Here is a 12,673-nt window from a genome sequence, read left to right as displayed (position 1 = left end):
AATTATAAAACCTCCGGTGCTAGTGATACAATCTTCATGAACTGCTTCTCGCGTAGCTCACGGGCTACTGGCCCGAAAATACGCGTACCGCGTGGTTCATCGTTATTATTTAATAATACTGCAGCGTTGTCATCAAAACGGATATAAGAACCATCTTTACGACGGATTTCTTTTTTCGTACGTACAACTACCGCTTTAGAAACTGATCCTTTTTTCACGTTTCCAGAAGGTAAAGCGCTTTTTACGGTAACAACAATTTTATCACCGATAGATGCATAACGCTTACGCGTACCGCCCAATACACGGATCACTAAAACCTCTTTAGCTCCTGAGTTGTCGGCCACATTTAATCTTGATTCCTGTTGTACCATTATTTAGCCCTTTCTAAAATTTCAACTAATCTCCAGTTCTTTGTCTTACTCAGCGGACGAGTTTCCATGATTAATACCGTATCGCCGATACCGCAGGTATTTGTTTCGTCATGAGCTTTGAATTTAGTAGTTTTTTTCACGAACTTACCGTAGATGGGGTGCTTCACTTTACGTTCAACAGCCACTACGATAGACTTGTCCATCTTGTTGCTAACTACTAAGCCGATTCTTGTTTTTCTTAATTTTCTTTCCATTTCGACTTTACTTTTTATGCCTCAGCGGCTGTTTCAGATTTAGCAGCAATTCTACGTTTCGATATCTCAGTTGAGATACGGGCGATAGTCTTGCGCGCTGCCTTGATCGCGTTAGGGTTCTCAATAGCAGAAACAGCATGTGCAAATTTCAACTTGTTAAGAGCAGCTTTCTCTTCCTTAAGACGAGCTGTAAGTTCCTCTTGTGATAATTCGATGATTTCTGAATTTTTCATTTTCTTTCAGTGTTGTGTCGGGTTATCAATTCGGTTGATGATAGTCTTGCGGGTAACGGCCACAAGACTTAAACCATTGACATTACCGACGATTTTTATGCTTCTACGTAATCTCTACGTATAACAAACTTAGTTTGAACCGGTAATTTTTGAGCAGCTAAACGCAAAGCTTCTTTAGCAACCTCTAAAGGCACGCCTTCTGCTTCAAATAACATACGGCCTGGGCGTACTACGGCTACCCAGTATTCAGGAGCACCCTTACCTTTACCCATACGTACCTCTGCAGGTTTTTTCGTAACGGGTTTGTCAGGGAAGATACGGATCCACACTTGACCTTCACGCTTCATATAACGTGTCACGGCAATACGTGCAGCCTCAATCTGACGGCTAGTGATCCATGCTGGCTCCAGTGACTTGATACCGAAAGAACCGAAAGCTAATTCCGCTCCACGGGAAGCGTTACCTTTCATGCGTCCTTTCTGCATCTTTCTGAACTTCGTTCTTTTTGGCTGTAACATGTTCGTATTATTAAAATCTGTAAAAACAGATAAAATTCAATCTAATAAATTAATTAACCTTTTCTCGCTCCACCACGGTTATTACCACCACGGTTTCCGCCACGACCACCGCCTTTGCGGTTATCACGGCGCTCGCCGCCTTCGATTCCGCCACGTGTCTTCGTGTTGGAAGTCTGTCCGATGTTCGGAGACAAATCACGTTTACCGTAAACTTCTCCTTTACAGATCCACACTTTCACACCGATCTTACCATATGTAGTCAACGCTTCTGCCAACGCATAATCGATATCTGCGCGCAACGTGTGTAGCGGAGTTCTTCCTTCCTTGTACTGCTCGGTACGCGCCATCTCGGCACCACCTAAACGGCCAGAACACATTACCTTGATACCTTCAGCCCCCATGCGCATCGTAGACGCGATAGCTGTCTTCATGGCACGACGGAATGAAATACGGGCTTCCAATTGTTTTGCAATACCTTCTGCAACCAATTTCGCGTCAAGCTCAGGACGTTTGATCTCAAAGATGTTGATTTGAACGTCTTTTTTTGTCAACTTCTTCAACTCTTCCTTGATCTTGTCAACTTCCTGACCGCCTTTACCGATAACGATACCTGGACGTGCCGTGTGAATTGTAACCGTGATGCGTTTCAAAGTTCTTTCAATAACAACTTTTGCTACACCACCTTTTGCGATACGTACAGAAAGATATTTTCTGATTTTTTCGTCCTCAACTAACTTATCAGAATAGTTGTTGCCTCCGAACCAATTAGAGTCCCATCCTTTGATGATACCTAATCTGCTACCTATTGGATTTGCTTTTTGTCCCATTCTTATAATAAATTAGTTGTTAACGTTGTTTAAACTGTCTACTACCAAAGTTACATGGTTTGAACGTTTACGGATTCTATAACCACGGCCTTGCGGAGCTGGACGTAACCTTTTCAGTTGACGACCTCCGCCTACCGATATCTCTTTTACAAATAAAGCACTGTCTTCCAACGAAGCACCTTCGTTTTTAGCTTCCCAGTTTTTAATAGCTGATAATAATAATTTCTCAACACGGGCAGCTGCTTCTTTTCCTGTGTGTTTCAAGATATAAAGAGCGGTCTCCACTTTCTCGCCACGGATAAGATCCACTACTAGGCGCATTTTACGCGGCGAAGTAGGGCAGTTCAATAACTTGGCAGTAGAAGCTCCTCCTACTTGAGCTTTTTCCTGCTCTTTGCGCTGTCTAATAAGGACAGATTTCTTAAGTTTCTTTGTTGCTTCCATTACCTAATTATTTTTTCTTTTCTGCGTGGCCTTTGAATGTACGCGTAGGCGCGAATTCACCAAGCTTGTGACCAACCATATTTTCTGTTACATAAACAGGGATAAATTTATTCCCGTTGTGCACTGCGAAGGTATGGCCAACAAAATCAGGTGAAATCATTGATCTACGAGACCAAGTCTTAATTACTGACTTCTTGTTTGTTTCATTCATAGAAAGAACTTTTCTTTCTAAGTTGTGATCGATATAAGGACCTTTTTTAATTGAACGAGCCATTATTTTTTCCTTCTCTCAATGATGTAACGATTCGATGTTTTCTTCTTGTAGCGTGTTTTGTAACCTTTAGCCAACACACCTGTACGTGAGCGAGGGTGACCTCCTGAAGCACGACCTTCACCACCACCCATTGGGTGATCTACTGGGTTCATTGCCACACCACGTACGCGAGGGCGACGGCCCAAGTGACGCTTGCGACCTGCTTTACCCAATACCTGGTTAGCACGCTCTGCATTTGATACAGAACCGATCGTTGCAACACACGTTGATAAAATCATACGTGTTTCGCCAGAAGGCAATTTAATGATGGCATACTTACCGTCACGAGCAGACAATTGCGCATATGTTCCTGCGGAACGTGCAATGGAACCTCCTTGACCTGGATTCAATTCAATGTTGTGAATGATAGAACCCAATGGGATGTTTGCCAGTGGCAATGTATTACCAACTTCCGGGGCTACTGTGTCTCCTGCTACCACTGTCTGACCTACTGTTAAACCAGCAGGAGCAATGATATAACGTTTCTCACCATCAGCGTAGTGCAATAAAGCAATACGTGCTGTACGATTTGGATCGTACTCGATAGTGGCAACTGTTGCAGGGACATCTTTTTTATCGCGTTTGAAATCAATTAATCGGTATGATTTTTTGTGTCCCCCACCGATGTAACGCATAGTCATTTTACCGGTATTGTTACGACCGCCTGACTTCTTGATGCTAACTACTAATGATTTCTCAGGAACGTTAGTTGTAACGTCTGAATAATCAGCACCTACTCTGAAACGAGTACCAGGGGTAACCGGTTTGAATCTTTTAACTGCCATTTCTTATTATAGTGTACTGTAAAAGTCAATAGTTTCACCATCTTTCACCGTGATGATGGCTTTTTTATACTTAGGGCTTCTTCCAGAAACGAAACCTGCTTTTGTGTAACGGCTTTTTGCTTTTCCAGCAACGACTGCAGTGTTTACAGCAACTACAGTTACGCCAAACATCTCTTCAACAGCTTGTTTGATCTGAATCTTATTAGCTCTGTGATCTACTTTGAAAGCATAACGGTTTAATTTCTCCGTTAATAACGAAGCTTTCTCAGTCAAAATAGGTTTTTTAATAATTTCCATATTACTTAGCGAATGCTTCCTCCAAAGTTTTAACAGAATCAGTCGTCAACAAAAGCTTTGTAGCGTTCAACACATCGTACGTGTTCAAATCGGAAGCTGCAATTACTTTCGTTTTCTTCAAGTTTCTGCTTGATAAATAAACATTGTTATTGTAAGCTGGCAATACCAATAAGGTTTTTTCGTCAGCTACGTTTAACGCGTTAATTAAAGCCACATAATTCTTGGTTTTGATAGTATCGAAGTTTACTTCGTCCAACACCAAAATATTGTTTTCCTGTGCTTTGTAGCTCAACGCTGATTTACGCGCAACCTGCTTTAATTTTTTATTCAATTTAAAGCTATAGTCGCGGGGTTGAGGTCCGAAGATACGACCACCACCGTTAAACAATGGAGATTTGATAGAACCCGCACGAGCACCACCAGTACCTTTTTGTTTGTGTAATTTACGAGTAGAACCCGCGATTTCATTACGTTGTTTTGATTTGTGAGTTCCTTGGCGCTGGTTCGCTAAGTATTGTTTCACATCCAAATAGATCGCATGGTCGTTTGGCTCTACACCGAATACCGACTCAGGTAGTTGCACCTTGGCACCTGTTTCTTTACCTGATAAATTTAATACGTTAACTTCCATCTCTACTATTTGTCTACGATTACATATGAACCCTTAGCTCCCGGAATGGAACCACTAACAACAATTAGGTTTTGCTCAGCGTACACTTTCAACACTTGTAAGTTTTGAACTTTTACCCTGTCACCACCTGTACGGCCCGCCATGCGCATCCCTTTGAATACACGCGAAGGCCAAGAAGAAGCACCTAATGAACCTGGAGCACGTAGCCTGTTGTGCTGACCGTGAGTCGCACCACCTACACCACCAAATCCGTGACGCTTCATTACACCCTGGAAACCTTTACCTTTGGAAGTACCGACTACGTCTACATACTCACCTTCGGCAAAAATAGTTACATCCACGATGTCTCCTAGTTGTTTCTCATCTTCAAAAGTTTTGAATTCAACTAGCTTACGCTTAGGAGTCACTCCCGCTTTTGCGAAGTGTCCTTTTAAAGGAGCCGTAGTGTTCTTTTCTTTGGCATCATCATAGCCAAGCTGAACAGCTGCATAGCCATCCTTTTCAACCGTACGTATCTGCGTTACCACGCACGGCCCAGCCTCAATTACTGTACAAGGGATATTCTTCCCTTCCGCATCGAACAGGCTGGTCATTCCTACTTTTTTACCAATAATTCCTGACATGTTATAAATTAAATTAATTAAAGTCCATCGAAGCAGTAGGGCTTCGCTCAAGACATACTTTTCCCAATAAGGGACTGCAAAAGTACAAACATTTTTATAACTGTCAAACAATTAGTTAATTATTTTTTTTTATTTATGTTCTCCAAAAGATCGTAACTCGGAAAAACCCTCGACTTCTTCCACGTTAAAGTGTAGTCCATTACACGCGATTACATTATATCTTTACGACTGTTCCGGCAAAAAAATACGGGGAAGGTACGAGCGTAGGCCATGCCCGTACCTTTGTAGTACCTCTCTAGTACCTTTTTAGTACCTTTTCCGTACACTCCCCGTACACTCCCCGTACACTAACTGCACCTTTTTTCGCTTACGCAACGGTTGCGTAAATAGTACTTCATCAGTACTTCAAGGAGTACTTAAAACCTACTGAAGGCATATGAGGTCTGTGGAGTAGAAATTTATCCGATTCGGTTGTGCTGTTCGGGTACGCTCCGAGGCGGCGTCGACTCCTATTCGGGACAGCTTCGGCAGCGCTTCGACTGTCCTTCGGGAGAGCTTCGACTGTCCTTCGACTCGCAGCCGAAGAGCAGTCGAACAGCTGTCGAAGCCCAGTCGAACAAGACTCGAACAGGTCTCGAACAACTCCCGAAGAAATCTCAATACAAATTCCAACAGGAGTTGGCAAAGAAATAAAAACCACCTCCTAAACAGAAAATTGAAAAATTAAAACCTATTTCGAACCCTATTATAATATCAGCGATCGACCAGGGTCTATGCAAGGCTATCAGATTATCAAGAAGAGCGTATCCCCTTAGCTACAGACGACGAGAGGTATAGGTCATGATTTCCGTCCCGTTAGCCATTCTTACAATTTCTTTTGTATTTCTAACTATCAATGTATGACTTCCGAGCTTACTGTATGAAACAAACTCCCCGTCCGGAGCTTGTCTGCAGACGACGAACATATGCCAGCCCGTGTCCGATGGAAGTGAGATAATTACCTTTTTACCAGACTTCAATTCGTTTTCTATAGTTTGAAAAAGACTATCTATCGGAAAGTTTGCATCCCGAGGCATAACAAACCGCTGAGAAAAAGTAAAGCCGTATAGTTCCTTATTGTCAAAGTCGCGGAAAGAACCATCGGCTTTGTTTTTCCATTCATTTTGCAAATCGTAATAATCAAATTTTACGACTTTATAGTACTTTAGAACCATTTCGACAGCTGATGGAATACAGGACAATTGAAAGATTTGATTGTGGTTATTCACGACGGTATCAAAAAAATAACAACTATCAACTTCTTGTGATTGGGCCTTCAAATGAAAAATAACAGGCGTGGATATTAACATGGCTAAACTAAAGAGCAGCTTTTTCATAACCTAGGTAATTTTTGATTATTATTTCAGTCCAGCTTTTACAAAGGACGTCTTTATTTCGCTTTTTTTTACTTCTATATCTATCACTTTTTGTTAGAAAGAAAAGCAACAGGTTCCAATGTGCCGTAAGAGAGGCGTCCTCTCGCTACAAACGAGGGGTGGTGTAAGTCATGATTTCCGTACCGTTAGACTTTCTCACCATTTCTTTTGTATTTCTAACTATTGTTGTATGGCTGCCATATTTGCTGTATGAAACGAATTCTCCATCCAGACTTTCTTTATAGACGACAAAAATAGACCAGCCCGTCTCCACCTGCAGAGCGATAACTACCTTTTTGCCAGATTTTAATTCATTTTCTATAGTTTGAAAAAGACTATCTATCGGAAAATTTGCATCCCGGGGTAAATTAAATTTTTGAGAAAAGGTAATACCATATAGTTCTTTATTGTCAAAGTCACGAAAAGAACCATCAGCTTTGTTTTTCCATTCATTTTGCAAATCGTAATAGTCAAAATAAACTGCTTTACAGTATTTTAAAATCACTTCAACGGCTGAAGGAATCCCTGAATACTGAAAGATCTGATTATGATTGTTTACTACAGCATCAAAAAAATCACAATTATCGACTTTTTGGGTTTGAGCCTTCCCATGAAAAATAACAGATGTAGATATTACCATGGCTACGCTAAAGGAAATCCTTTTCATAATTTAAATTGCTGGTTATCATTATCCTTATCATCAAAGGTAATAAAAAGATGGTATGTTTTACTTGCAAATCATCGAAAAGGAGCTCATGTGTGAAAAGGCTACTTTCTTCTACAGTCCGTTTGGACAATCCTTCTGAATTTATTGAAGGACAGTCTGACCACTTGAATGACTAGCTATAGAAGCATCGGCACATACCATCGTGGGTAAGTGCCGATGTCCGCTCGATCTACCGGATACTCCTGCCCCTCGTGTGGTATTGCCACGCTTCTGACAGGCAGGGCTCACAAAGATGTGCCGACAACGGGAGCATTAAATAGGCTGTCTGTCGTTAGTCGCCCCACTTCTCAGCCAACAGCTTCATATAAAAGCCTCCCACGACACTGCGTGCCTTGAAATTCTCCCGTATTCCGGTTGTTGCATCGTAAAAGTCATTTAGCGGAACGCGGCTTGGCGTCTCCAGCACATGACGGAATAGCGGATCAATGAATTTGTCAAACGTCTCCTGATCATCAGCGAGTGTTGCCGTCCATACGATCCAATCATTCTTTGTATAGTTCTTCCGGCTATCCAATGGTAAACCGTAACGCTTTATCCGCGGAAGGTAATAAGCAATCTCCCGATCAACCACATGCTTCGGGAACAGGCCGAAATCCAGCACTTTATCCCAAACTAAATTATATTTCTGACTCCAAGTGTTCGGGTCGTCGAAAGTTAATGCATAATGGTCGCCGGCGTCTGCCAGAACCATCCATTTCGACACCATGTTTTCTGCAATTTTCCGATATTTTAGGGCGACATCATCCAAGCCTAACATCTCTGCCAGGCGCGCATAGCTTGCTATTCCCATAATGGCCTTGACCGATAGGTTGGCATTGCGGGCAAGATGACCTGCAAAGTCGTCGGTGCACAGCTGGGTTTTCGGATCCAGCCCCTCCGCTACCAGATAATCCGCCCACTGGGTTAAAACCTTCCAATGCTTTTGTGCGTATTTTGCATTTCCTTCCGCGCGGGCTATAGCTGCTGTCAGGATCAGCATATTTCCGGACTCTTCCACCGGCATCGGTTCTCCGTATGTCTGTCCGTTTGCCAATGGATACGTGCCTAAATCGTGCGCGGCCCACGGATGCGGATATTTCCCACTCTCACTAAAGTAAAAAATACCATTCAACATGCCCTGTAATAGGATCGGGTTGTAGATTAGATATAAAGGTGCTGAGGGGTAAGTGACATCTACCGTATTGATGAACCCACCGCTGTTGTTCTCTTTGGAAAGCCAAAGCACCTCCTTTTTCGGACTTTCGACCAAGGTATGGGCGGCGATGCTTTGCCGATAAGCCAAGACAGCCAGATGTACATATTTCTCTCCGCCAGCCTCCTTTGCTTGTCGCTTCAACGTGCTATCAAAATCGGCACACTGTCGCATCAACTTTTTGTATTCCTTGGCCGCGGCATGTAGCTGTGTCTCGAAAGAGCGATTGCCGTTCTTGTTCCACCAAGGACGTAAATTCTCATTAAAATACTGGATGGCCGTAACTTCATCGTATCCTATCGTTAAAAAGCGGTGCACCGATTTAGCGCCCACCTGTCCTAACGAAAATTCAGTATGCAGGGATAACGATTTTCCACGGTACGCGGCCGACCCAGATGATTCCTGTCTGTCGTGTCCGGACACAGACTGTCTGACATTTTTGCCCGACGGAACCGCCACATATAAGTAGCCCCAATCAATGCGCATATCGTCGGCGGCCTTCTGCAAAATCGGCTGCTCAACAGTCCCCGTTTTTAATATGGAAAGTCCGCCATCATTGTAAGCCCATCCCTGCACCTCCTGTTGGTCGGCCATATAGACCGCTATATCCGAAGACACTTCTTGGTGAATCTTGACCGCATGTTGCTTTCCATCCGTCGAAACCACTTGGTATGAGATGTAAGAAACAGGCCTCGATAAGAGATCAAGATTTTCCATCAATAGCGGCGAGGTGAAAGTAACATTCAGAGCGACACCGCCGCATGCAAAGGTATAAATGGTCTGTGTAGCATGGACCTCCACCCCTGTTTGCTTTGCGACCGCAACCGCCTCCCTGTCCGACGGCAGTTTGGTTACCAAATCAAAATCCAGAAAGCGGCCACCGGCCGTATTTTTTAGGTGTATAGCCAACACATTTTTACCCGCGCGCAAAAGTGCTTTGCCTTTGGACGAAATGTCGAAGTATTCAAAGCGATGATTCCAGCCTTCTCTCTCAAAAATCGGTGAACCGTTCAGGTAGACCTCAATATTATCGTCGTGGTGTAATTTCAGATACAGTGGTTCGTCTATATTCACTTGGTCCAGCAAAAATTCCCGTCTTACCCAGATATTATCCGAATCCCAAAATGTCCCTCCTACGACTTTATTATCGGAAATGGGCAACGGTCCTTCCTTCCAGGCAGACGCTTTAAAGTCTAACGCACTCCATCCTTTATCTTGACCGTCCACTGTATAGCTCACCTGCGTTTTACCTTCTTCAGCATGCGGTATTATCGTTTTATAGTGAGGAGCGTCTTTACCCATGAAACGATATAAGGTACCATCCACCTCGATATAGCCGGTCAAGCCATGCGCAACGCCGGTCCAGTGTTCTGTCGCTTTATCCGTCAATACATCACTGGTCGACCAAATACTAAAATTTGGATTATGTGTAATCAGGGGATATGCCGGCGCTTTTCGAGCTTGGTTGTCCTGAGCATAAGCCGTTAATATACATAGCATCGAAGCGAAAAGCCAGAAGCATATGCCTTTTCCTTTCCTAAAATTGTTTGGTTCTATCATACTTTGATTTAATATAGTAACATATAGTTAATAACCGGTACGTAAAGATACAACAAGAAAGCCGCTTACAAGCACCACATAATATTCAAAAAATGGCAAAAATTGTTCATTTTTCCGGTTGCGGATAGACGCAGCCGCAGGACCAATAGCAGTGGTTGGATAAAAATCCTACCGGCCATGTTATCTTTCCCGGCTCCGATTATGCTGATGGCCGACGTAGGGGGAACGGTCTTTAGTGCCGCTTCTCCGCACAGGAAGGATGGTATAAACGATGACGGTAACATAGACTGCCACACGCCCTAAAAAAAGAATCCCCAGCACGTGAGTACCGGGGATCCGTCGTCCGACGTAAATCTGGATATGTTTTAATATTGTCCTGTATTCAGCATGACTAAGGTACAGGCCTCTACCGGTTCTATACCCGCTGCTTCGAGCTTCGCCTTTAGCTCTTCGTTTTCCGCCCCAGGATTGAATATAACCCGCTTCGGTTTGGTTTTCAGGATATAATCGTAATACGGAGCTTGATTCTGAGGCCCCACGTACATGGTGATGGTGTCTATATCGGGATGAATCTCGCCCATTTCCTCAATCTCCACGCCGGCGACCGATCCCTTTTTCCTTCCTACGTTAACAATCGGGTATCCTTTACGCACGAGTTTATTGGCAACCAGGTAAGCATACCGGGCAGGATTTGTACTTGCACCTAAAATAAGCGTCTTTTTCATCAGAATAGTTATAGTTATCTAAGCGTGTTTAAATTTTCAATTGTGTAGATGAGCTCGTAAGCTTTCAACACTTAGTGTCTCTCTCCTTGACAACAGTCCACATCAGTTAACGACAAAATCACCGTTGGCATTGTAAGCATTTTGCCTCAAAATAGGCATTTTTAAGATTTTATACAAGTCGTCCAATTTCACCAAACTTCCGTTAGCCATATTGGATAAGAGGACGATCGTAATATCATCTGTCAGGTCGCGGACATACAGGTTCCGGAAGCCATGCCACCACCCGGTATGATAGACAATCTGTGCCTCTTTGGGGGAAAATGTCCGCCATCCATACCCGTAGCTAAATAGGCTTTTCTTAGCATCATTTCGGGGAACGTATGCCGAATCGAGCATTGCTTTGCTGACAATACGCCCTTCTTTTAAGGCGATATCCAGCAAGAACAAGTCTTGAACGGTGCTATAAATGCCTTTGTCGCCAACGGGGCCGTCAAGATAGTTCTGCACGACGGAGCGGCGCCACACCTTGTCGTGGCCTACGACGTCTGTAGGTATCTTTTCGTATACCGCCTTCGAGAGTACCGCGGTATTTTTCATGCCGGCGGGATCAAATACGGTTTCTTTCATGTATACGCCAAAATCTTTACCTGTAGCCTTTTCGATAACCGAGGCTAAGACCATGAAATTCGAGTTGTTGTAATGAAACCGCCCGTTGGGCACACCATAGCGGGCGGGCTTGTGCTGGATAAGCAGATCCATGGCATCCATATTGCTCATACCTTTCTTTTTATCCTTCCATACGCCCTCCGCGAAATATATGTAGTTGGGCAGCCCACTGCGATGGGTCAACAGCATCTGCAGGGTTATACCGGGGTACGGAAAATCGGGAAAAAAGTCGTTTACGGTCTGATCTAGTTTCAGCGTACCATTTTCAACGAGCTTCAGTATCCCGAGGGCCGTTAAGGGCTTAGATACCGACGCCAACTCAAATTTAGAAGTGATTTTTAAACTGTCTTTCAACAGGTAGTCTGCCCAACCAAAAGAGTTCTGATAGATGATCTTCCCTTTCTTTGCGATAAGCACATTTCCATTAAAGGCCGATTTTTGATGAAGCTTCTGCATAAAAGCATCCACTTCCTTATCTGCGTCTGCAGGATCGTATTGCAACGCTATGCTGTCCTTTTCTTCCTGTCGTTGTTCTAACTGTCTTTGCTTTGCCTCGGGCGAAGAGCAGGCTCCCACCGCTACTACTACACTTATGACGGCGATGCTAAAAAAAAATCGTCTCACTAGTCTACCTCAAATTTACGTTACACATATCTGTTCTGAATTCTCCAAAATAGTATTAATAAACAGAAAAATCAACAAAAAGATCACAGTAAAGTGTTTACCGCATATTTTTTGCCGGAAATATCCGTGATGGAAGTTAGAAATTAGATGGGAGATGGGAGATGTGAGATTTGAGATTTGAGAAGTGAGTATTGAGAAGTGAGTATTGAGAAGTGAGAAATCTCACTCATCTAACTTCACCTCACGACTTTACAAATCCACTACTTTACGGCTTATAGCCATTTGCCAATAGCCATCTGCCATCCGCTATTAGCCTTTCACTTCACGACTTTACAAATCGACAACTTTACGGCTAAACTCTATGGAAAGGCAGCCTTGTGCGGGAGGAAAGGACCGGCATCGGTTCGACTGCGTCAGCGGGCCGCCATAATAGCCGTCAAGAACCGTTCCTTGTCTGAACGAAGTGAG

17 protein-coding genes are annotated in these 12,673 nt (G+C 43.5%); 1 reads left to right on the top strand and 16 read right to left on the bottom strand.

From position 1 onward, the window contains the following. Positions 1-2: 2 nt before the first annotated feature. The 14 genes from rplN to BC792_RS13225 form a co-directional block, all read right to left on the bottom strand. The gene (rplN, locus tag BC792_RS13290) at positions 3-371 is read right to left on the bottom strand and encodes a 50S ribosomal protein L14 (RefSeq protein ID WP_002997484.1); all 369 of its coding nucleotides are present in this window, start codon (positions 369-371) and stop codon (positions 3-5) included. Continuing rightward, positions 371-625, bottom strand: coding sequence for a 30S ribosomal protein S17 (gene rpsQ / locus BC792_RS13285; RefSeq protein WP_136900226.1), 255 nt, complete (start codon positions 623-625; stop codon positions 371-373). Before rpsQ ends, rplN begins: the two co-directional genes overlap by 1 nt. A gap of 14 nt (positions 626-639) precedes the next feature. After that, entirely contained in the window at positions 640-858 is a 219-nt protein-coding gene (rpmC, locus tag BC792_RS13280) for a 50S ribosomal protein L29 (protein WP_148909503.1), read from the bottom strand. Positions 859-953: 95 nt separating this feature from the next. Beyond that, complete coding sequence (gene rplP, locus BC792_RS13275) at positions 954-1,376, bottom strand: 50S ribosomal protein L16 (protein WP_002997490.1); 423 nt, start codon at positions 1,374-1,376, stop codon at positions 954-956. Between the two features lie 53 nt (positions 1,377-1,429). Further along, a complete protein-coding gene (gene rpsC / locus BC792_RS13270; RefSeq protein WP_148909502.1) occupies positions 1,430-2,203 on the bottom strand; it encodes a 30S ribosomal protein S3 in 774 nt (257 codons plus the stop codon). 12 nt (positions 2,204-2,215) lie between these two features. Then, complete coding sequence (rplV, locus tag BC792_RS13265; RefSeq protein ID WP_148909501.1) at positions 2,216-2,647, bottom strand: 50S ribosomal protein L22; 432 nt, start codon at positions 2,645-2,647, stop codon at positions 2,216-2,218. A 7-nt stretch (positions 2,648-2,654) separates the two neighbouring features. Beyond that, positions 2,655-2,921, bottom strand: a complete 267-nt coding sequence (gene rpsS / locus BC792_RS13260) for a 30S ribosomal protein S19 (protein ID WP_037498931.1) — start codon at positions 2,919-2,921, stop codon at positions 2,655-2,657. After that, the gene (gene rplB / locus BC792_RS13255) at positions 2,921-3,745 is read right to left on the bottom strand and encodes a 50S ribosomal protein L2 (RefSeq protein WP_148909500.1); all 825 of its coding nucleotides are present in this window, start codon (positions 3,743-3,745) and stop codon (positions 2,921-2,923) included. Before rplB ends, rpsS begins: the two co-directional genes overlap by 1 nt. 6 nt (positions 3,746-3,751) lie before the next feature. After that, positions 3,752-4,042: a 50S ribosomal protein L23 gene (gene rplW / locus BC792_RS13250; RefSeq protein WP_148909499.1), complete on the bottom strand. Its 291-nt coding sequence runs from the start codon at positions 4,040-4,042 to the stop codon at positions 3,752-3,754. Between the two features lies 1 nt (position 4,043). Then, positions 4,044-4,673, bottom strand: a complete 630-nt coding sequence (rplD, locus tag BC792_RS13245; RefSeq protein ID WP_148909498.1) for a 50S ribosomal protein L4 — start codon at positions 4,671-4,673, stop codon at positions 4,044-4,046. 5 nt (positions 4,674-4,678) lie between these two features. Beyond that, on the bottom strand, positions 4,679-5,296 hold the full coding sequence (rplC, locus tag BC792_RS13240; RefSeq protein WP_148909577.1) for a 50S ribosomal protein L3: 618 nt from the start codon (positions 5,294-5,296) through the stop codon (positions 4,679-4,681). Positions 5,297-6,111: 815 nt separating this feature from the next. Beyond that, positions 6,112-6,672, bottom strand: coding sequence for a hypothetical protein (locus BC792_RS13235; RefSeq protein ID WP_148909497.1), 561 nt, complete (start codon positions 6,670-6,672; stop codon positions 6,112-6,114). Positions 6,673-6,817: 145 nt separating this feature from the next. Then, positions 6,818-7,378 (bottom strand): hypothetical protein, encoded by a 561-nt coding sequence (locus tag BC792_RS13230; protein ID WP_148909496.1) that lies wholly within the window; start codon positions 7,376-7,378, stop codon positions 6,818-6,820. A 331-nt stretch (positions 7,379-7,709) separates the two neighbouring features. Continuing rightward, entirely contained in the window at positions 7,710-10,190 is a 2,481-nt protein-coding gene (locus BC792_RS13225) for a glutaminase family protein (RefSeq protein WP_246155059.1), read from the bottom strand. Positions 10,191-10,367: 177 nt separating this feature from the next. On the opposite strand from BC792_RS13225, the gene BC792_RS18730 reads away from it, so the two are divergent. Next, complete coding sequence (locus BC792_RS18730) at positions 10,368-10,493, top strand: hypothetical protein (RefSeq protein WP_262713454.1); 126 nt, start codon at positions 10,368-10,370, stop codon at positions 10,491-10,493. A gap of 62 nt (positions 10,494-10,555) precedes the next feature. Here BC792_RS18730 and BC792_RS13220 read toward each other — a convergent pair whose 3' ends face one another. Further along, positions 10,556-10,915: a CoA-binding protein gene (locus tag BC792_RS13220; protein WP_148909495.1), complete on the bottom strand. Its 360-nt coding sequence runs from the start codon at positions 10,913-10,915 to the stop codon at positions 10,556-10,558. Positions 10,916-11,017: 102 nt separating this feature from the next. After that, positions 11,018-12,205 (bottom strand): serine hydrolase domain-containing protein, encoded by a 1,188-nt coding sequence (locus BC792_RS13215; RefSeq protein WP_148909494.1) that lies wholly within the window; start codon positions 12,203-12,205, stop codon positions 11,018-11,020. Positions 12,206-12,673 lie beyond the last annotated feature (468 nt).

Origin of the sequence: Sphingobacterium allocomposti (assembly GCF_008124885.1) — a bacterium.
GTDB classification, from domain to species: domain Bacteria; phylum Bacteroidota; class Bacteroidia; order Sphingobacteriales; family Sphingobacteriaceae; genus Sphingobacterium; species Sphingobacterium allocomposti.
This window is presented reverse-complemented; position numbering and strand designations above follow the sequence as displayed.

Coding starts and splice junctions, on each gene's coding strand:
- rplN (WP_002997484.1), bottom strand. CDS start 371: ATGGTACAACAGGAATCAAGATTAAATGTGGCCGACAACTCAGGAGCT.
- rpsQ (WP_136900226.1), bottom strand. CDS start 625: ATGGAAAGAAAATTAAGAAAAACAAGAATCGGCTTAGTAGTTAGCAAC.
- rpmC (WP_148909503.1), bottom strand. CDS start 858: ATGAAAAATTCAGAAATCATCGAATTATCACAAGAGGAACTTACAGCT.
- rplP (WP_002997490.1), bottom strand. CDS start 1,376: ATGTTACAGCCAAAAAGAACGAAGTTCAGAAAGATGCAGAAAGGACGC.
- rpsC (WP_148909502.1), bottom strand. CDS start 2,203: ATGGGACAAAAAGCAAATCCAATAGGTAGCAGATTAGGTATCATCAAA.
- rplV (WP_148909501.1), bottom strand. CDS start 2,647: ATGGAAGCAACAAAGAAACTTAAGAAATCTGTCCTTATTAGACAGCGC.
- rpsS (WP_037498931.1), bottom strand. CDS start 2,921: ATGGCTCGTTCAATTAAAAAAGGTCCTTATATCGATCACAACTTAGAA.
- rplB (WP_148909500.1), bottom strand. CDS start 3,745: ATGGCAGTTAAAAGATTCAAACCGGTTACCCCTGGTACTCGTTTCAGA.
- rplW (WP_148909499.1), bottom strand. CDS start 4,042: ATGGAAATTATTAAAAAACCTATTTTGACTGAGAAAGCTTCGTTATTA.
- rplD (WP_148909498.1), bottom strand. CDS start 4,673: ATGGAAGTTAACGTATTAAATTTATCAGGTAAAGAAACAGGTGCCAAG.
- rplC (WP_148909577.1), bottom strand. CDS start 5,296: ATGTCAGGAATTATTGGTAAAAAAGTAGGAATGACCAGCCTGTTCGAT.
- BC792_RS13235 (WP_148909497.1), bottom strand. CDS start 6,672: ATGAAAAAGCTGCTCTTTAGTTTAGCCATGTTAATATCCACGCCTGTT.
- BC792_RS13230 (WP_148909496.1), bottom strand. CDS start 7,378: ATGAAAAGGATTTCCTTTAGCGTAGCCATGGTAATATCTACATCTGTT.
- BC792_RS13225 (WP_246155059.1), bottom strand. CDS start 10,190: ATGATAGAACCAAACAATTTTAGGAAAGGAAAAGGCATATGCTTCTGG.
- BC792_RS18730 (WP_262713454.1), top strand. CDS start 10,368: ATGTTATCTTTCCCGGCTCCGATTATGCTGATGGCCGACGTAGGGGGA.
- BC792_RS13220 (WP_148909495.1), bottom strand. CDS start 10,915: ATGAAAAAGACGCTTATTTTAGGTGCAAGTACAAATCCTGCCCGGTAT.